The organism is Arthrobacter sp. NamB2 (assembly GCF_005281365.1).
In the GTDB taxonomy this organism is placed as follows: domain Bacteria; phylum Actinomycetota; class Actinomycetes; order Actinomycetales; family Micrococcaceae; genus Arthrobacter_D.
Window position 1 is genome coordinate 158,888 of record NZ_SZWI01000006.1, and the last position, 18,482, is coordinate 177,369.

Below are 18,482 nucleotides of genomic sequence, written 5' to 3' on the forward strand. Positions count from 1 at the left end.
GTGAGATCTAGCTCGATGAGTTGGAGGGATACGACTCGCACTATCACCCGATTATCGACAAGACCCGCCCGGCAGATTGGCTCGCCGACCACAGAAGCGCCAGCACAAACCAGAATGGGACCGGACGTCATAAATCACGTGTCGAGAAGAAATGTTATGGAGACCGCTCATTGTCCCTTTGTAACCTTGCTCCATGGCCGACGATTCTCTCGGGGCCTTCCTCCGGGCCCGCCGCAACGCCGCCTCTGCGCAGGACTACCCCTTCGCTAGCCTCACGACCCGCCGTGTGCCAGGGCTTCGTCGCGAGGAAGTCGCCGAGCTCGCAGGGCTGAGCACGGACTACTACATCCGGCTCGAGCAGGGCCGGGAGAAGCGGCCTTCGGACCAGGTCGTCTCCGCCCTGTCGGAGGCCCTGAAACTGACCAGACACCAGGACGATCACCTCAGGCTGCTGGCCGGCCTGGCTCCCCAACCGCCGGCGACGGCCGCTCCCATCGACCCGGCCCTGATCCACATGCTCAATACGTGGATCAACTCGGCGGCATTCATCCTCGATCCGCTGCTGAACATCACCCAGCTCAACCCGCTCGCACGGGAGCTCTTCAGCTCCTTCGCCCGCCACGACAACCTCGCGAGGACAGTGTTCTTCGACCCGGCAGCCAAGCTGTACTGGGACGACTGGCCCCAGTCGGCCGAGATGGCTGTTGCAGCTCTGCGGGCGACGATGCACCAGCATCCCTCGGCCGCCGAGCGGGACGCCTTGATCTCCGAACTACGAACAGACCAGGAGTTCGAACGGCTCTGGCAGAAGTTCGATGTTCGGCCGAAAATGGATGACACGTGCCTGCTTCACCATGAACGCGTAGGAGAGATCACAATCCGCTTCCAGGCGTTCAGCGTCATGAGTGCGCCCGGTCACCAGTTGGTCGTCTACACCGCAGAAGCAGGCAGTATGAGCGAAACTCGCCTGTTGTCCCTGCTCGCAGATGACAAGCATCCTCAGGGTGTTGACGCCGGCACAAGCCCCTTCTTCAGGCACCCCACCGCACGAACAGCCCCACACTTGCTCGAGCCTCCTGAGCCGGCATTCCGTCCGGATCAGGCCACCGGACCATCGATAGTTCAGTGACTACTCCACCGTCCAGAGGGTGGACACTTCGTGGACCTACTAAATAGGATTTCGATATGGCTGACGATTCTCTCGGGGCCTTCCTCCGGGCCCGCCGCAACGCCGCCTCTGCGCAGGACTATCCCTTCGCTAGCCTCACGACCCGCCGTGTGCCAGGGCTTCGTCGCGAGGAAGTCGCCGAGCTCGCAGGGCTGAGCACGGACTACTACATCCGGCTCGAGCAGGGCCGGGAGAAGCGGCCTTCGGACCAGGTCGTCTCCGCCCTGTCGGAGGCCCTGAAACTGACCAGACACCAGGACGATCACCTCAGGCTGCTGGCCGGCCTGGCTCCCCAACCGCCGGCGACGGCCGCTCCCATCGACCCGGCCCTCATTCATATGCTCAACAGTTGGGATGACGCAGCAGCGTTCATCCTCGATCCGCTGCTGAACATCACCCAGCTCAACCCGCTCGCACGGGAACTGTTCAGCTCCTTCGCCCGCCACGACAACCTCGTGAAAAACGTCTTCCTCGACCCGGCGGGAAAGGCATTCTTCGCCGACTGGAAGCGAGCATCCGAGTCGAGCGTCGCGGCCCTCCGTGCGACGATGCACCAGCATCCCTCCGCCGCCGAGCGGAACGCGCTGATCTCCGAACTACGAACAGACCAGGAGTTCGAACGGCTCTGGCAGAAGTTCGACATCCAGCCCAAGACGCAGGAAACGAAGCTGCTGCGTCATGAACGGGCGGGCGACATCACGATCAACTTCCATGCTTTCCATGTGATGAGCGCGCCGGGACAGCAACTGATCGTGTATCAGCCCGATCCGGGCAGCGTCAGCGAGAGTCGACTATTGTCCCTCCGACCCGGCCGCACTGAAGCCCCCTCCGTGAGGGTGCGAGCCGCGGAACCCGAGCTGACCACCGGATAGGCACCGACAACACCGGACAAGCACCGACAGTGGCACAATGACGCGGCAAACCGGCACCATCATCTCCCTGCCGGGGACCCCTTCGCTGCCCAGTCTTCGCTCACCACCGAGAGCGAGGCTTGTGCGGTCCTTCGTCCTGCTCGTTGCCGATCGCATCAGGAAGCTGATTGCGGCGTAGGCCCAGGCGAAGGAGCGGGGCGTCTGGCCGCTGGCATCGAGGACGAAGTCGCTTAGGGGGAGACCTGCAGAGTTGCCAGAAGCCTGAGGGAATCGTCGCTGGCCGAACCTGGGCGTGGAACAAACGCGATGAGGATAAGTTCCGGATTCGCGGCGCTGGCCAATCTCACTTCATCCACGATGAGCGGGCCCATCTCGGGGTGGTGGAAGATCCGCGCCGAGCGATCGTGCTGATCCCAGTCCTGCGCGGTCCACATGGCACGGAACGATGCACTGGACCTCAGGAGGTCACTGACCACCTCGTCCACGGCAGAATCATGCGAGTACTGGTACGCCTCCCGGAGGCTCCGCAGGCAATCTCTTGCCTGGGACGTCCAGGCGCCGTCGCAGTAGTGGGCCGCAGGATCAAGGAACACCATCCGGTTCAGGTTGCCGCGCACTGTGAACTCAATGAACAATTCATGGGCGAGGTCATTGCCGGCGAGGACATCTCCGGCGGCGTTGATGACGATGGCGGGGGTGTTCGGCAGTCGCTCGATCATGTCGCTGATCACCTGTATGAACTCCGGCTTCCCCGTCATTGGGCCGTCCATCGTAAATCTCATAGTCTGCTCGCTCTTCTCGCTCGGCGGCAGCACATGTAGTCGGGTGCTCGCCGAACGTCCAGCTGATGGCGGGACGTGAAAGCCCGGCTTCTCGAGCTCCCGCCGGTCCAAGCCTACGGCGGTTGAAAGTCAGGCGACAGAGGGCAAGGTAGCAGCGCTACACACACCCTCGACGGGCAGCTGGTGGAAGCAGCAAGAGATTGCCTATCCCGCATATAGAGCCTTCCTCTCGCGGTTGTGGGCTTACTCCCGGGATTGGAGCAGGCGGATAGGACTCTCCCGAGTGCCCGTGAAGGTCGTTGTGGCACTGGTCAGCGCAGTGACCAGGAAAGCGCCGATGATGAGCGTCGCAGTCAGGAGCCACGGCACGGATATCGATGCCGTTCCGAGAGTGGCAGTGGTCGTCGTGACCACGGCCAGGAGTGTGCCGACCGCGGCGAGGACGCCGAGGCCGATGCCGATGGCGGTCACAGTTGATGATTCGATCAGGGCCATGGTGATGACCTGGCCTCGGGTGAAACCGGTGGCTCGTGCCGCTGCAAATTCGCGCCGGCGCTCACCGGCGGCAATGACGACGGCGTTCACGACAGCCAGGAGAGCATAGGCTCCGCCGAGTCCCATGACGACCAGAAGGATAGAAGTTGAGGTCGTGGTACCCGCAGCAGCGCTGCTAGCCAGCCACTCCTCGAAGGTCAGGACCGTGCCGAAGCCTTGTAGCCGGTCAACGACCTCGCTCGGCTCCGCGTCCTCCTCGAGAGTGATGAAGGTGGTGGTCTGTCCGCTGTCCTGCAGGTCAGCGGCCACCGAGCCTGCATCGAGGAGGACAGCTGCTCCTCCCGCGATGGTGGGCGGAACCTGATCAACGATGGTGCGCTCCCCGAGGTCGATGTCGCCGATCCGGATGCCGACGGTAGTGCCGACTGGGGTGCCGAGGGCGCCCGGGCCTGCGATCGCAGCTTCGGCGGGAAGCTGCCCGATGGTGGTACTGCCGGGGTGAGCTCGTGAATAGCGCTCCGGTTCGATGATGAGGGCACGGCCTATCTCCGTGAAGGCCATCTCACCGGTTCCGGTGGTCACGGAGATCGGCAGGCTGGTCTCGGTGGAGAGGTGAGCGATACCGGCCGTCGCGTCAACGTCCTCAAGCCCCCGCGGGCCAGTGGAAGTCAGCACGAGGTCGGCGGAGGTGCTGTCCCGTAGTTCCTCCTGGGCGGCGGCGGAGAAGGACAAGAGGGAGGTCGACTGCCCGAGGACAAGGCCTACGAGCACGATCAGAGGGGCGGCCGTTGAAGCGCTTCGGCGCACGCTGTCGCGCAGGTTCGCCTTGGCGACATGAGCCAGGACCATGCCAGGACCTGCCGGGATGAGGCGGGCAGCAAAGGGAACCAGCAGCGGGCTGAGCGCAGTGAATCCGACTGCCGCACTGACCGACACCAACATCGCCATGGCCTGTCCCCCGGCAGGCCCACCGACACCGGCGAGCCCGATGAGCAGGACCGACCCGAGGACCAGGACCGTTCCAGCGATCCACCGGCCACGAGTCATGACACGGGTCGCAGCCCCGGTCTCACGCAGAGCCTCCAAAGGGGCGACGCGGGCAGCGCGTCGCGCGGCGAGGAGGACGCCGGTAACGGCCAAGCCCAACCCGACCCCGATGGATACCCCCAGGATCCACCAGTGCCAATGACCGGTGAAGCTCTCCGGCACAAACCCCAGACGCGCCATGAGCGCGGCCTGCAGGTGCATCAGCCCAACTCCAGCAGGGATACCTATGAGGGTCCCCGTCGCTCCCAGGAGGAACGCCTCACTCACAAGGAGGCGGCGCACCTGCTGGTGGCTGCCTCCGATGAGGCGGAGAAGTGCAAGATCCCGACGTCGTTGGGCGACAGTGAAGGCGAATGTCGAACTGATGATGAAGACTGCGAGGAACGCTGCGAAGGCCAGGGTGACGGCGAGAACCGTGACCGCAACCAGGGAACGTTCGGCGAGCTGAAGCGCGGTGACGTCATCAGCACCAGACGGAGCCTGTTGGGCTGCGGCGGCGAGCAGGAGCAACAGGGAAGACTGCACGAGTGCGACGCCAAGGGTCACGGTGAGGATCGCCCCGATGAACAAAGGCCAGCGCTCCGTGAAGCTGGACCAGGCCAGGCGCAGCATCTCAGGCCTCCAGCGAGACGAGTCGTGCGGCCACGGCTGCGGTGTCCGCCCCGGTCAGGTGGTCAACGATCTGCCCATCGCGGAGGAACACGGTTGAGTCGGCGCGCGCAGCTGCTGAGGGGTCGTGAGTGACCATGATGATGGTTTGCCCCTGGTCAGCCATGGAACGCATGAGTTCGAGCACTGACCGTGCAGCCGTCGAATCGAGCGCTCCCGTCGGTTCGTCCGCGAAGAGAACCTCCGGGTGCGTGATCATGGCCCGAGCAATGGCGACCCTTTGCTGCTGGCCCCCGGAAAGCTCCCTGGGCTTATGGCGCCCCCGCCCTTGCAAACCGACAGAAGCGAGTACCTGCTGCACGTCTGCGGCTGAAGGGGCACGACCCGCCAGGCGCAGAGGAAGGGAGACGTTCTCCTCAGCGGTCAGCGAGGCGATGAGGTTGAAGCTCTGGAAGACGAAGCCTATCCGGGAGCGCCGCAGGGCTGTGAGCTGGTCCTCCGACGCCGCGGACAGATCTGTATCGCCAAGTGCCACGCGTCCGGCGTCGGGGCGTTCCAGCCCCGCAGCAGTGTGCAGCAAGGTCGACTTGCCGGACCCGGAGGGACCCATTACCGCTGTCCAGCTACCCCGGGGGAAGTCGATATCCACTGCACGAAGTGCCCGGACCTCTGCAGGTCCCGACCCGTAGGAACGGCTCACCCCCTGCAGCGAGACGGCGGACATACGCGTTACGGACGGTGAATGTGCGGTAGTGGTCATGATCGGGCCTTTCTGAACGGATCCGTGCAAGGGGAACGGAGGGCAAGGGACGCCTCCGAGAACCTCGTGTCGTCGGTGAGTTGCGTCCACTCGTGAGGGGAGGGTGGAAGCTCGGACAGGAAATCCGTGGTCGGTTCCCCATCTCGGATCGGGTGTAGGGGGCAGCGCGATGACCCACCCGCAAAACCTACAGCGTAGGGGTAATAAGACAAAGTATGACGGTTGACCGGCATGTGTCCGTCATCCGGAGGCGTGGATTATGCATCGGTCAGCCGATTCTCGAGGATCTGCACCAGGGTGTCGGCGTCCTTCGCTCCCTCATAGAGCTCTCCTTGCAAGAAAAGGGCGGGGGTGGAGTTCAGTCCCATGTCCGACGCTGCGGTCTCGTCCTCTTCGACGCGGTGGGCCACACTTTCCGAGGAGAGGTCGTTGCGAAGGAGGCGAAGGTTCATGCCGGCGCGTGAGGCGGCTTCGTAGAGCTGTGTCTTGTTGGTGATGGGTTGGGTGGCGAACACTGCGTCGTGAAACTGCCAGAACCGACCCTGCTGGGCGGCCACTTCTGATGCCAGCGCAAATTCGCGGGCGAAGGGCAGTCCGGCGGGTAGATGCCGGAAGGTGTAGGACATCTGCTGTCCGAAATGTGCACGGAGCTCGTCCATGACCTCGGCCGACACTGCGCAGAAACCGCAGGCGAAGCTGCCGTAGACCACCACGTTCAATGGCGCATCCGCCGGGCCACGAGTGTGATCTCGCCCGGGCGTGATCGGTGGCCTGAGTTCGGTTCCCGCGGATGTGGTGGAGCGTTCTCTTCGGTCCAGTATCCGGAACAGGATCGAGCCGATGGCTGCTGCGAGGAGGGACGCTGAGAGGATCCCGATTTGGGCGCGCCCCAGGCTGGTTGCATCGTCGAAGGCAAGATCAGCGACGAACAAGGAGAGTGTGAAGCCGATACCGGACAACACCGCGGTGGCGCCGATGTGGCTGATGCGAAGCCCCGGCGGCAGCGCACCAGGGCGTACCCGTTGAGCGATTGCTGCGGTTGCTGTGATTCCCACGGTCTTGCCGACGGTCAGACCGATGATGATTCCCCAGGTGAGTTCGGAGGTGAAGGCATCGCGGAGGATGTCGGGTGTGATGTGGACGCCGGCGTTGGCCAGGGCGAAGAGCGGGAGGATCAGGAAATTGACGTAGGGCAGTAGTTGCCGGTGGGCGCGCTCGTTCACGGAGACGGCGCGCTGCAGGCCGTCTTCGGCGAGTCGGGCGAAGGTGGGGGAGGGTGACTGGGCGAAGGCTGACATGAGTCGGCGCGCACGGGTGACGTGCTCAGGGCTGGTAGGGAAGATGGGAAGCAACAGCGCGATGACGACGCCGGCGAGAGTGGCATGAACGCCTGACTCGTAGAGGGCGACCCAGACTAGGACCGCAGCCATCAGGTAGATCGCACCCCGCCATACTCCGAGCCGACGCAGGAGTGCGATGATCGCCAGGCCGGCCAGCGCAATAAGGATGGGAACGAGTTTCAGTTCGTCGGTGTAGAACAGGGCGATGATGGCCAGTGCACCGATGTCGTCGGCGACGGCGAGGGTGACCAGGAAGACCCGTAGTTGAGCGGGCATGCGTCGCCCCACGAGGGCAAGCACTCCGAGCACGAAGGCCGTATCGGTGGAAACCACGACCCCCCACCCAGCCGCGGCGTCGGTGTCGGCCGTCACCGCCAGGAACAACGCGGCCGGTAGGGCGAGGCCGACCGCTGCGGCGAGTACGGGAACGGCCGCGCGCCGCTTATCGCGCAGCTCTCCCATCTCGATCTCTCGGCGAACCTCGAGGGTGAGGAAAGCGAAGAACAGTGCCATCAGTGCGTCGTTGATCCAGTGGTGCAGATCCATGCCGAACGAGAGCGACCCGAACTCGAGGTACAACGGTGTTGCCCAGACGTCGTGGTAGGTCGATCCCGGCAGATTCGCCCATACGAGGGCGATCAGCGTCGCTGACAGCAGGACTGTTGCGGCCGCGACTTCCCCTGAGGGTGGGCGCAGAAGCGAGACGGCGTGCAGCGCGCGGCGAAAGGACTTGTTGACCTGCCGACGTGCAACGGGGGAGAGGAGATGTGGCATGGTGCTCAATCCTGCTCGGTCGGAAGGACGACCATCTCGGCGATGTTGAGGCCGGTAGGCATGGCTGCGGTCAGCGCGACGATCCGACCGAGATCAGCCGGGTCCAGGGGAGTGATCGTTTCCTCGAGGTGTCTCCAGTGCGCTCGTGCCGCCTCGTGGTTCAGGTTGCGCCCGAAGTCGGTGCGCGTGAAGCCCGGTTCGATGTTGTGTACGCGCAGACCCCTGCGACCGTACTCCGACCTCAACGTCCTGGAGAGCTGAGCGATCGCAGCGGACACGGCGGTGAAGACGGAGAAGTTGGGGTACTGGACGTGCGACCCGAGGGACCCGATGAAGATGAGGTCGCTCGGCCCGCCTGCGTCTGCTGCGCTGATGAGGTCGCTGGAAAAGGTCTGCGCTGCGTAGAGGAGCCCGTGGAGGTTGACGTCGATCATCGAGACCCAGTCGGCGGGGATGGCATCCTCGAAGGGAGAACCGACCATGATGCCTGTGCTGATGACAACGAGGTCGATCGAGCCGAAGTGGTCGATGATAGCGTCGCGTGCCTGCGTGAGTTGGAAAGTGTCGGTGATATCGGCGCTGACACTGAATGTCCGCCGCGGGGCCTCCAGGGAGCGTTCGAGGTGCTTGAGTCGGTTGATGTCGCGGGCGACCAGTGCAACGGAAGCCCCACCACCGAGCAGTGCCTGACAGATGCCGGTGCCGATTCCGCCTGTCGCGCCGATGACGACGGCGGTCCTGCCATTGAGGTGGAACGGAAATGACGGTTTCATTTTTCGATCCTGACGTGTTTGAACGGTACGAGCGTGGCTGTGCTGCACCCACCCGAGGACCCGTCCCTTCGGGCCCGTCCATGCGGGGTGAGCGTGGGTTCTCCGGTCAGCTACCGGTGCGAGGGTGCGCCGTCATCGACCCGGCGGTGCTGATCCTCGGGCCGGTGCTCATCCTGGTCGCGTGCGGGTGTCGCGCGTTGTGCGCCGGTTGGGTGGAGGAGGGACGCGATGACTGTGACAGCGAGGATCAGGATGATCGTGAGCAGGGCACTTCCGGTGTCGATGTCCGGTACTGGAACCGGCTGACCGTTGTTGATGAAGGGCAGCGTGTTCTCGTGCAGAGCGTGCAGGACGAGTCGTACCCCGATGAAGGCAAGCACTGCTGCCAGGCCCTTGGCGAGGTAGATGAGGCGGTCGAGTAGGCCATCGATGAGGAAGTAGAGCTGGCGCAGCCCCAGCAGGGAGAAGGCTGTGGCCGTGAAGACGAGGTAGACGTTCTGCGTGAGGCCGTAGATCGCGGGGATGGAGTCCACGGCGAACAGGACATCTGTCGCCGCGACCGCGACGATGACCAGCACCATCGGAGTCAGCATCCGCCTGTCCTCCACCCGGGTCAGAAGGCGGTTGCCGTCGTAGCCCGGTGTCGTCGGGATGACCCGACGTACCCATCGCACGATCGTCGGTTCCCTGTGTGCATCTGTGGTCCTGCGGCGCAGCAGATTCACCGCGGAGACGAGGAGCACCGTCCCGAAGAGATAGAACGTCCAGGCGAAGGAATTCACCAGGGAGGCTCCTACGAAGATCAAACCCGTGCGAGCTACGAGCGAGAAAGCGATACCGAACAGCAGCACCTTCTGTTGGTAGGGCCGGGGAACGGCGAAACTGGACATGATGACCAGGAACACGAAGAGGTTGTCCACGGACAGGGCCTTCTCGGTGAGATAGCCGGCGAAGTACTCCTCTCCGGCCTGCTTGCCCGCGACGAGCAACACGCCGAAGCCGAAGAGGATGGCCAGCCCGACATAGGCGGCGGACCACCAGGCGGCCTCTTTGATGGTCGGTATATGGGGTCGACGCGCGTGGAAAACGAAGTCGACGACGAGCAGTGTGATGATCACCGCGACGGTCGCGGTCCAGATCAGTGACGTCGGCTGCATCAGTACATTCCTCTCAGCGATAGGGACAGGGCGGAAGGCTTGTCGAGCTCATTGGTCGGCGGCGACGACGGGGTATTCGACCCGAATCCGCTCATCGCCACTACGGTAGGCAGCCGGTTGCTGACTCAGCGTGGGTGGACTGCACCCTGTTTCGCGGTCCTGATCAGGAGTGCACTGGGGGGAGCTCATGCCCACGCCCGGACTTCCTGGCACAGGTCGCCGTTTGAGGAGGAACACGTCATGTCGTTCGTCGACCAGATCACTCTTGAGGACAACCGTTATCCGCTTCGCCACCGGGTTGCTGTCATCACTGGAGCCGAATCCGGTATCGGTGCCGCAACCGCGGCGGCACTTCACGCGCGGGGCGCTGCCGTAGCCCTGCTTGGGCTCGATGGCAGGAGACTCGAGGAACAACGCTCGCGGTTGCCCGGGGACGGGCTGTCCCTTGCTGCCGTCGCCGACGTCACTGACCGGCACGCGCTGAGCCGGGCGCGACGGCACATCATGGACTCGATCGGGGTTCCGGATCTCGTCGTCTCCAACGCAGGCGTCATGAACGGTGGGCCCCTGAGGGACGCCGATGTGCACGACATGACCCAGATGATCGAGGTCAACGTCCTGGGCATGCTGCATACCGCCCAGCTGTTCCTGCCCGATCTGGAGGAGGCAGCAGCTGGCAGCAGGCCGAGCGACCTGATCTTCATCGGCTCGATCGCAGGCGAGGTCCTGTTCCCCAACTTCTCCGTCTACGGCGCCAGCCAGGCAGCGATAGCTCAACTGGCACGGACACTCCGAGCCGAGATCGGACCGAACGGAGTCCGGGTGAAGCTCGTCGAAGCAGGGGTCACCCTCACCCGCCTCGGTAAAGGGATCTCCGATCGTGCGGCCCGACGCGAGCTCGAGGACCTCCGTGAGATAGACCTGCCCCTCACCCCCGACGAAGTGGCTGACGCTGTCGCTTTCTCGGCGACACTGCCCCCACACGTCAACCTGTCCGAACTTACCGTCGTCCCGACGAAGCACGGCAGGCTCGGTGCCGTGTAGGAGTCCTGGCGACCCGATGCATGCAGGCGTCAACAGAACCTTCATCGGCCAGGTAGGGAAGTCGAGGGTAGGTGTGGCCCACCCTGTTTAGCCCACAGCAGGTCACGAATAGTGGTTGTGGGAGCACAAGCCCCCCTCGTTCGAACCGAAGACCGGTTCCTCACAGTCAGGAGAAGATCATGAGCACACTCATCGCAGGCACTCCCCTCGCAGGACGGGTTGCAGTCATCACAGGCGCTTCCAGCGGGATCGGTGAGGCCACGGCAGAACGCTTCGCCGAGCTCGGCGCCAAGGTCGCGCTGCTGGCGCGCCGTAAAGACCGGCTCGAAGACGTCGCAGAACGCATCACGAGCAAGGGAGGCATCGCCCTGGCCCTGCCCACCGACGTCACCGACCGAGCAGCGGTCCGAGCGGCCGCCGAGCGCATCTCGGTCGAACTCGGCAACGTCGACCTCGTCTTCGCCAACGCCGGGGTGCAGCTCATCTCCGAGATCGGCGACCTCAAGACCGAGGACTGGGACGCGCAGATCGACCTCAACATCAAGGGCGTCATGAACACCATCCAGGCGTTCGTCGGTTCCCTCGAAGCCGCAGGGACCGACGGACGGCCGGCCGACCTCATCACCACGTCCTCGATCGCTGCAACACGGGTCCTCGAGAAGTTCCAGGTCTACTCGGGCACGAAGGCGTACATCAGCCACATCACTCGCCTCCTGCGGACAGAGCTCGGGCGCAAGAACGTCCGGGTTTCCACCGTGGAGCCAGGCATGGTCAACACCGAGCTGCCCGACCACGTCACCGACCCCGATGCCAGCAAGCTGATGGCAGATCTCATCCATCAGATCGATGTCCTGCAGTCCGCAGACGTCGCGGAGACGGTCTCGTTCGTCGCAGCGCTTCCCAAGCACGTCAACCTCACCGAGCTGACCATCCTGCCCACCGCCCAGATCATCTAGGCGGCACTCGGCCCCGAGCACCCACGGATCGACCCGGACCGGGAGCAGGAGGGCGGAGCCTCTCAGGCTCCACCCTCCTGCTTCCCGGCGAACCGCCTCAAGCGCCCACTGATCACTCACACTTCTCCGCGGCGGACCGTGGGAACTGAACGTGGACGCGAGCCACCCGGTTGTGGGCTGGAAGTGACCGGGGCGCCTGAAAGCACCCTCAACCTCCGTCAGTGCAGCTCGGCCGCGAAAGGGAACCGCCTCACCAGACTGGGCTTCATGTCAGAGCCGAGGTACGAACGTGCCTCGGCGTGGTTCGGAGAATCCCGAGGCGCAGGCAGTGAAGGAAGCAGCTATCGACGCTCGTCGCATCGTGAGGCAGGATGCTTCCATGGGGAACACGTCGAATATCATCGGTGCCGGCTGTGCAGCGCTCATGCTCTCCGGTTGCGCGATTGCACCGTCATTCTCCGAGGACCGGAAGCGCGAAATGCGCGACAGTGCGAGCTCCTACCAGCAGGCTGTCCTGGAGGACCTGGTCGTGACGGAGACCGAGTACCGCGACGCGATCGACGCTGCACGCACCTGCATCCAGGACGCAGGATGGGGTGTAGGGCCAATCGAGTTGCAGGACGGCAACCAGCTGGGATTCACGTCCTCCTACAGTGGTGATGCCCCACCTGCAGACGACGTGATGCAGGCCTGCTACGACGAGTTCATGATGCCGGCTGGCTCCATCTGGGTGTCCCAGCGCACGAAGCTCACTTCGTAGTCATGATTAGGGGAAGCTTCGCTCCGGATATTTCCAGGACGACCGTGTTTGCAGTGCTGGGACTCCTGCTGACGATCTCCGGAGCAGCAGGTAGCGTCGTCGTTTTCCTGCAGCCTTGGCGGACCTGCCCTGAAATCGATGACAGCTCGGCCGGCTGCCCTCCCACATCGGGTGATCAGGCGGTGCTGGTCCTGGCTCTCCTCATCCTTTTGGTGGGAGTAGTACTTCTCGCGAGGTCGATGAGAACCGCACGGCTCCCAACTGACGCGGCAGGACCCTTCGGGGAGGCTCTAGCTCGGAGGCCGCTCCACGCGCTCAGGTAACCTCCTGCAATGGGACGGAATCCGCATCACGAGTACCTGACCGAACGGCAGAGGCTGGCCTGGTCGATCTTCGGTTGGACTGTGGTTGCTGTGATCCTTGTTCTGATCTGCAGCGCAGTGTTGGGCTTGCTGGCCGTCACCCCTGCATAGTCGTGCCGCGGAAACGATTCACTCAGGGACGGTCGTGCCAGGTGAGGCCGATGGCGCAGCATCTCGCGTGGTGGAGATCAGGCGCGGGCGATGATGAGCCATCCCCGACCGGGTGCGTAGGGCAGGTCGCGGACTTCAACATCAGGGAAACCGGTGGCCACCAGCGAGCGTTCGAGTGCTTCGCGTGTGCGGAAGCGTAGCGTCGAGGTCGAGTCGATGCGCTCACCATCGGCCAGAAAGATCGTCGGGGATTCAAAGGTAACGAGCTCTCCGTCGACTCGGGTAACCTGCACCCAGTCCTCCACCAGCCCCTCACCCTCGACAGCAACAACTTGATGCGACAGTTGCTTGGTCCACCGCTCCCATGCCCGGTCGGAGGGCATACGGCTCTGAAAAGCCAGATGGCCCCCTGGACGGAGACAGGTACGAATTGCTCGCAAGTTAGTGAGCCAATCCTCGTCGTCGAGGAAGACCTGGGCGACATTGGCGGTCATCGTTGCGAGGTCGTACTGCTGGTGGTGGGAGTCATCAGCAGCCACGTCCGGGGCGACTCCCACGACCCACGTCACACGATCCGCGCCGGCCTTCGCGCGGGCGACGTCGACGGACGCTCCGGCCGGGTCGACACCGAGCACGCGGAGGTCGCGCTCTGTCACCAGCCGGCAGCAAAAAGTCCCCGTGCCGCAACCGACGTCCAGGACCGCTGCTGCCCGGAATTCGTCGACGATGTCCATGTAGTTGTCCAAATCACTGCGGTCAGGGTCGAGGGGGTCGTACACCCGGGCGAGCCGCGGATTACTGAAGAGAGCGTCAGGCATGGCACAGACCCTACGTGCTGGCCGGCGGGAAGCAAGCCCTGGACGCTCGTGACACTGTGGGGGAGGATGCTCCCATGGGGATCACACTGAGAATTCTCAGCGCCGGCGGCTATTGGTGTTCTCGTCGTAAGGCGCTACGGGATCAACACGCCATGTACCGGTAAGCAGGATCATCTGGCATCGTCAGGTTCAGATCTCGCACGATGGTGGACGTCGGTCTGTCTGGCGTTTCACAGGGATCATCCGACCCGAAGCCTTCCAAGTACTCGATAGCAAGGACGTCCGCGCCGTAAGCGATGGTGTAGGTCGAACACTCATCGAACTCCACGCATTGCTCTGCTACGGCGAAGTCGAAGCCGATGTCTCGTAGCCGGCTGGATTCCTCGGCCGCGTTCTTCTGTCCTACAAGGAGGCCGAGATCGTGGGCCTGCTTCACCAGCATCTTTGCGACCTCGAGGTTATCCTCGAAGGTCAGCTGACCGTTAGATCTGCCGTAGGAGTCGAGGTTGTCGAGCTCGACGGCGTCAAAGCCGTTTTTGGCGCACTGCAGAATGTCTTGAGCGATACGGGCGGCAATAGCCTCCCTCGTGCTGGCTGATCCAGTATCGAGGAGATACTCGTCCGGCCAATCGGGATCAGCCAGTGGTCTACCGTCGACTTCCAGGAGCAGACCGGCGGCCCGCCATGACTCCGCAGCCTGCGGCTGTGTCTGGAATGCATTCAGGTAACAGATTGAGTACATCCCGACAGCAGGATCATCTGTCGCGTCCCGCACCACGACACTTACCCCCTCGGGCGGTTCGTACCCACCGCCAAGTTGATAATCGAACTGAGCGCCTCCTGGAAAGACCTGCGCGGGTGATGAACATCCCGCAACCAGGACGGCCAGAGCGCTGAACATCCATCGAAGACCCTTCACCGCGTTACTTTAACCTCAAAGATGCCAAACGCTAAGACAGACAGTGATGAAACGAGTTTCCGAGACGGGGTAAGGCTGAAGAATCCTTTTATTGGTCTGCCCGAGGCGTCAGGCGTCGCCCTGCGCGATGCGCTCCTGCCACCATGTAGGCACGAAGGATGTGGCGCGCGGAAAGCGCCGCAGCTCAAGCTCGTAGTCGTCGATGCTTACATCGATGTCGAGTTCTGGCTTGGCGTCGAAGTTGTAGTCGACGTCGATCTCTCCCGACGACGAGATACGCATGGTGAGGGAAAGCCATGTACCTGTCTCCGGCACACAACTCGCCGTCTTCAAAAGGTTGAGCGGCTCGTAAATGGCTATACCAGGGATGCTCCTGTGCTCCTCGCCGTCCCGGACGGTGAACAGCTCGTACGACATGACGTCACCGATAGACCAGACCTCGAATCGAAGGGACTTCCACCCTGGTGCGACACCACCAGCCAATAGGCGAGCGACGGAAGGTAGGAGGCTGGCCTGGTCCTGAGCCACTTCTAGTTCCCGGCTTGGTAGTGGGATGTCGTTCGCGATGTCCGCGATCCGGGCCTGCACCTGTACTGGGTCCGTCTGAAGGTCAGGGAAACCGGCCTGCTTGTGGTGTCCTATTTCGTCCTTGAGCTGCCGTATTGAGGTTGTCAGCTGGAAGTCACCAGTGTGTGCGGCGTGCATTCCCCGCTGGTAGATCAACGAACTAAGATCACCGGCGAGAGCTTTCGAGAGCTGGCCAGTATCACGCAGGCGGAGGACCTCACCGGCTACCAAGTCCGCTTCTGGGGCGAAAGGACTCGTGTCCTCCAGCACTCGTTCGACCACCCGCCACAGGTGAGCCGCCGGCATTCCGACCAGCCCACTATCAGGCGCGAACTCAGCGTTTGCGTTCGAATCCACTGAGCCGATCACGCTGGGCCGGTTCGGAGACGCAGCGGCTAACGCGGGCAATTCGGTCAGGCGGGCAGCGACGTCCGAGCGGGCATCGGCTCCCTCGGCGAGGACGTAGGCCAGTTCGGCGGGCCTCAAAGGGATGACTCCCACGAAGCGGACCGCGCCGTTGGCCACGGGGATGCTCACCGGTACGCCCTCCAGCGGGACGCCGATCAGCACTCCTAGGGTTCCTTCCTCGTCGAGCCACTCCGCGGGTGCCGAGCTTCCGGGCAGACTCAATGACAGGGCGCCGTAGCGGTCCAACTCGGGGCCGAGCTCGAAGCGCATGGAAGCGATGTTCTGCGCTACCTGATAGACGGTCTCGAACTGCCACAAGCTGCTCAGATCCCCCATAGGGGCGTCCGCGAACGCCGTCGAGCAGAGGTAGACCTCCGCGCCGAGGCCGGGCCCTGCAGCAGGATCATCGAGGTAGGGGTCGGCAAGACCGTCGGACGCCACAATCGCGAGGCCGTCGGCGCGCGTGATCTTCCGGAAGGCCTGTCGAAGCCCGGGCCACTGCGCGCCACCGATGAACGCGGGATTGATCAGGTGGGACACGACATAGGGATCAATGGTCCCCAGCGACGACCACGCAGCGTCCCTGGCTACATTCACGGCCGCCAGCTCAGGATCTGAACCATCAGCAGAGTGAGCCTCTGTGCCACTTTCAGGTGCAACGTCTTTTTTCTTCCGACCAAATCCGAACATCCGAGATCCCCCTTGCCCGAAACTGCCATGGACCGACCACTCTATCTACCGGCCGGTAACCATGAACACGAGTACCAGATATGAAGAGGTGTGGGCTTACACCGACTCGAAGCGCGCAGTAACGCGGGGGCACCTTCAAGGCTTCGTCCGTAGGAGGATCGGCTATTGGGGCAGGTCGGCAATGTCGCGCGGCGGTGTTAAGTGGCGGACGCGGATCTGAAGCCGGTGACCTCGGTATCGTCGTCAGTAGAGTGGGCGGAGGGGGAGCGAATGAGCGATGGCACGACGAATGGTGGCCGTCTGCGCCAATGGTGGCTCGAGGTCCATGCGAAGCCAGTCCCGTACCCGACGGACCCGGGCCGCGCCGCGGTGCCGTACCCGCCGTCCACGCGGGGCCAACGGCACGCGTTCGCACAAAGCGAGGAGTACCTCCTGCGCGAGATCGTGCACGCCGGCGGCTGGACCCGGCACGTCAATGCCCGCGGCGACCTCACGTTCGTAGCCCCGTGGCTCATCCAGCCCAGGCGAGTACACGCTTCGCTCATGGACGACACAAAGGGCCGCGGACCCAGTAGGGCTCAGATGCAGGAGGTCGTGGACTGGCTCGCTAGCCACGGGGCGCTCCGGGCGCTCAGTGACGAGCACCGGAACGAGCTCGTTCGGTCCGGCGAGGTTGAACGTGCTGCAGAGGGGCGCACCGGTGGGTCTGTGTACGACTCGCCGGAGTACCGCGCCCGGGTCGAGGACATGTACCGCGAGTGGGACCACAATTCCTGCGAGGTCATCCCGGTAAAGATGCTGCACGTGTACCCGCACCTGGCCGACGCGGACCAGGACTGGCAGGACAGTGCCGGTCGCGCTGGAGAAGCGTAAGTAGCGCCGGCACCTGCTGACCGTCGTATCCGCGAGGTCGACTGACATGCGTCCCCCGTGCGCACATCCAGCGTCCGACAGACGATCGGCTTGCGGGCGCGCCGCGAGGATGAGGGGACTCTGTTGATGGGCTGATATTTGCAGTAGGTTCGGGCCTATGGATGCTCAGCAGCTCATGGTTAGGGCTTCGGACGGGAATCAGCTTGCCGTGACCCGGTGGCCGGGGCCGGGGCCTGCGGTTGTCTTCTTGCATGCTGGTGTTGCTGATCGGCGATCCTGGACCGCGGTTGCGGATGCGCTTCGGGGCGATGGTCTGGACGTAATCGCCTATGACAGACGCGGCTACGGAGAGACCCCGGCCGCTGGGGACTCGTCGTCATTTACGCATGTCGATGACCTGCTTCAGGTCATCGACGAACTCGCCCTGGAGCGGGTTTTCCTCGTCGGTAACTCGATGGGCGGGGCACTCGCGCTTGATATGGCGCTGTTGCATCCGGATCGCGTCAAGGAAGTGGTGCTCATCGGTGCTGCTGTATCGGGCATGACCGATGAGGACACTCCGTTCGCATGGGAGCCGGACAATGCCTCGGAGCCACTGATGGCACGTGCAGATGATCCAAGTGCGACAGCTGAAGACAGGATTCGTGCGCTTGCCCACCTATGGTTGGACGGCCCGGAATCCAAGGAAGGCCGGGTCGCAGGCGACGCCCGCGCCCTCTTCGAGGCGATGAACCGGAGAATCTTGACGGTCGCTGCCCCTGAGTCTGCCGGCAGTGCTGGTGTAGATGCTTGGACTCGGCTCGGCGAGGTGGTGGTGCCGGTGCTGTGTACATGGGGCGACCTGGACTTGCGCTGCGACGTACCGTTTTATGAGGAGACCGCGCGCCGAATCGGGCAGGGGGCAGTCCGTGTTCTACCCGGCGTGGCACACCTGCCCAGCTTGGAGCAGCCCGAACTCATCGCAGGAATCGTCCGTAACGCCGCGAAGAACTAAGACTTCCCATGAGGGAAGGGATCCTCGAGCGGACAGCTTGTAGGGAACCCTGAGATCCACGCTATTCACAGACGACGCACGCCCGGTAGGTCAGGTACTCGGCTCGTCGAGCGAGGGATGCGTCGAACATCCGATTGCGGCGCTGCTTCGAGTTAGCTGCCTCTAGGTACAGTGCTGCGCACCCGGCGCCAGCCGGCGCATCC

16 protein-coding genes are annotated in these 18,482 nt (G+C 63.5%); 7 read left to right on the top strand and 9 right to left on the bottom strand.

The annotated features are described in order from the left end of the window. Positions 1–193: 193 nt before the first annotated feature. Positions 194–1,129 (top strand): helix-turn-helix transcriptional regulator, encoded by a 936-nt coding sequence (locus FDK12_RS11855; protein ID WP_137369757.1) that lies wholly within the window; start codon positions 194–196, stop codon positions 1,127–1,129. A 56-nt stretch (positions 1,130–1,185) separates the two neighbouring features. After that, a complete protein-coding gene (locus FDK12_RS11860; RefSeq protein WP_137369758.1) occupies positions 1,186–2,040 on the top strand; it encodes a helix-turn-helix transcriptional regulator in 855 nt (284 codons plus the stop codon). Positions 2,041–2,270: 230 nt separating this feature from the next. On the opposite strand, the gene FDK12_RS11865 is transcribed toward FDK12_RS11860, so the two are convergent. The 6 genes from FDK12_RS11865 to FDK12_RS11890 form a co-directional block, all read right to left on the bottom strand. Continuing rightward, positions 2,271–2,798 (bottom strand): hypothetical protein, encoded by a 528-nt coding sequence (locus tag FDK12_RS11865; protein WP_137369759.1) that lies wholly within the window; start codon positions 2,796–2,798, stop codon positions 2,271–2,273. Positions 2,799–3,065: 267 nt separating this feature from the next. Further along, a complete protein-coding gene (locus FDK12_RS11870; RefSeq protein ID WP_137369760.1) occupies positions 3,066–4,976 on the bottom strand; it encodes an FtsX-like permease family protein in 1,911 nt (636 codons plus the stop codon). 1 nt (position 4,977) lies between these two features. Then, a complete protein-coding gene (locus FDK12_RS11875; protein WP_137369761.1) occupies positions 4,978–5,733 on the bottom strand; it encodes an ABC transporter ATP-binding protein in 756 nt (251 codons plus the stop codon). 257 nt (positions 5,734–5,990) lie between these two features. After that, on the bottom strand, positions 5,991–7,847 hold the full coding sequence (gene nhaA, locus FDK12_RS11880) for a Na+/H+ antiporter NhaA (protein WP_137369762.1): 1,857 nt from the start codon (positions 7,845–7,847) through the stop codon (positions 5,991–5,993). Between the two features lie 5 nt (positions 7,848–7,852). Beyond that, positions 7,853–8,620: an SDR family oxidoreductase gene (locus FDK12_RS11885; RefSeq protein ID WP_137369763.1), complete on the bottom strand. Its 768-nt coding sequence runs from the start codon at positions 8,618–8,620 to the stop codon at positions 7,853–7,855. A 110-nt stretch (positions 8,621–8,730) separates the two neighbouring features. Then, positions 8,731–9,777, bottom strand: coding sequence for a TerC family protein (locus FDK12_RS11890; RefSeq protein ID WP_137369764.1), 1,047 nt, complete (start codon positions 9,775–9,777; stop codon positions 8,731–8,733). Between the two features lie 240 nt (positions 9,778–10,017). Between FDK12_RS11890 and FDK12_RS11895 the strand changes: the two genes are divergently transcribed. From FDK12_RS11895 to FDK12_RS11905, 3 genes are all read left to right on the top strand, one after another. After that, on the top strand, positions 10,018–10,821 hold the full coding sequence (locus FDK12_RS11895) for an SDR family oxidoreductase (RefSeq protein ID WP_137369765.1): 804 nt from the start codon (positions 10,018–10,020) through the stop codon (positions 10,819–10,821). A gap of 179 nt (positions 10,822–11,000) precedes the next feature. Next, entirely contained in the window at positions 11,001–11,777 is a 777-nt protein-coding gene (locus tag FDK12_RS11900; protein WP_137369766.1) for an SDR family oxidoreductase, read from the top strand. Between the two features lie 379 nt (positions 11,778–12,156). Continuing rightward, positions 12,157–12,537 carry a hypothetical protein gene (locus FDK12_RS11905; RefSeq protein WP_137369767.1) on the top strand — a complete coding sequence of 127 codons (381 nt, stop codon included), beginning with the start codon at positions 12,157–12,159 and terminating at the stop codon, positions 12,535–12,537. 550 nt (positions 12,538–13,087) lie between these two features. On the opposite strand, the gene FDK12_RS11915 is transcribed toward FDK12_RS11905, so the two are convergent. The 3 genes from FDK12_RS11915 to FDK12_RS11925 form a co-directional block, all read right to left on the bottom strand. Beyond that, positions 13,088–13,828: a class I SAM-dependent methyltransferase gene (locus tag FDK12_RS11915; RefSeq protein ID WP_137369768.1), complete on the bottom strand. Its 741-nt coding sequence runs from the start codon at positions 13,826–13,828 to the stop codon at positions 13,088–13,090. Between the two features lie 142 nt (positions 13,829–13,970). Further along, positions 13,971–14,747 carry an endo alpha-1,4 polygalactosaminidase gene (locus tag FDK12_RS11920; protein WP_223263250.1) on the bottom strand — a complete coding sequence of 259 codons (777 nt, stop codon included), beginning with the start codon at positions 14,745–14,747 and terminating at the stop codon, positions 13,971–13,973. A 108-nt stretch (positions 14,748–14,855) separates the two neighbouring features. Then, positions 14,856–16,319 carry a hypothetical protein gene (locus tag FDK12_RS11925; protein ID WP_137369769.1) on the bottom strand — a complete coding sequence of 488 codons (1,464 nt, stop codon included), beginning with the start codon at positions 16,317–16,319 and terminating at the stop codon, positions 14,856–14,858. A gap of 363 nt (positions 16,320–16,682) precedes the next feature. Here FDK12_RS11925 and FDK12_RS11930 point away from each other — a divergent pair, with 363 nt between their 5' ends. Together FDK12_RS11930 and FDK12_RS11935 are read left to right on the top strand one after the other, a co-directional pair. Further along, positions 16,683–17,285: a hypothetical protein gene (locus FDK12_RS11930; RefSeq protein ID WP_137369770.1), complete on the top strand. Its 603-nt coding sequence runs from the start codon at positions 16,683–16,685 to the stop codon at positions 17,283–17,285. Between the two features lie 157 nt (positions 17,286–17,442). Further along, the gene (locus FDK12_RS11935) at positions 17,443–18,279 is read left to right on the top strand and encodes an alpha/beta fold hydrolase (RefSeq protein WP_137369771.1); all 837 of its coding nucleotides are present in this window, start codon (positions 17,443–17,445) and stop codon (positions 18,277–18,279) included. Positions 18,280–18,482: the final 203 nt, after the last annotated feature.

Excerpts from the sequence above, each read along its gene's own strand:
- FDK12_RS11855 (WP_137369757.1), top strand. The coding sequence starts at position 194 with ATGGCCGACGATTCTCTCGGGGCCTTCCTCCGGGCCCGCCGCAACGCC.
- FDK12_RS11860 (WP_137369758.1), top strand. The coding sequence starts at position 1,186 with ATGGCTGACGATTCTCTCGGGGCCTTCCTCCGGGCCCGCCGCAACGCC.
- FDK12_RS11865 (WP_137369759.1), bottom strand. The coding sequence starts at position 2,798 with ATGACGGGGAAGCCGGAGTTCATACAGGTGATCAGCGACATGATCGAG.
- FDK12_RS11870 (WP_137369760.1), bottom strand. The coding sequence starts at position 4,976 with ATGCTGCGCCTGGCCTGGTCCAGCTTCACGGAGCGCTGGCCTTTGTTC.
- FDK12_RS11875 (WP_137369761.1), bottom strand. The coding sequence starts at position 5,733 with ATGACCACTACCGCACATTCACCGTCCGTAACGCGTATGTCCGCCGTC.
- nhaA (WP_137369762.1), bottom strand. The coding sequence starts at position 7,847 with ATGCCACATCTCCTCTCCCCCGTTGCACGTCGGCAGGTCAACAAGTCC.
- FDK12_RS11885 (WP_137369763.1), bottom strand. The coding sequence starts at position 8,620 with ATGAAACCGTCATTTCCGTTCCACCTCAATGGCAGGACCGCCGTCGTC.
- FDK12_RS11890 (WP_137369764.1), bottom strand. The coding sequence starts at position 9,777 with ATGCAGCCGACGTCACTGATCTGGACCGCGACCGTCGCGGTGATCATC.
- FDK12_RS11895 (WP_137369765.1), top strand. The coding sequence starts at position 10,018 with ATGTCGTTCGTCGACCAGATCACTCTTGAGGACAACCGTTATCCGCTT.
- FDK12_RS11900 (WP_137369766.1), top strand. The coding sequence starts at position 11,001 with ATGAGCACACTCATCGCAGGCACTCCCCTCGCAGGACGGGTTGCAGTC.
- FDK12_RS11905 (WP_137369767.1), top strand. The coding sequence starts at position 12,157 with ATGGGGAACACGTCGAATATCATCGGTGCCGGCTGTGCAGCGCTCATG.
- FDK12_RS11915 (WP_137369768.1), bottom strand. The coding sequence starts at position 13,828 with ATGCCTGACGCTCTCTTCAGTAATCCGCGGCTCGCCCGGGTGTACGAC.
- FDK12_RS11930 (WP_137369770.1), top strand. The coding sequence starts at position 16,683 with ATGAGCGATGGCACGACGAATGGTGGCCGTCTGCGCCAATGGTGGCTC.
- FDK12_RS11935 (WP_137369771.1), top strand. The coding sequence starts at position 17,443 with ATGGATGCTCAGCAGCTCATGGTTAGGGCTTCGGACGGGAATCAGCTT.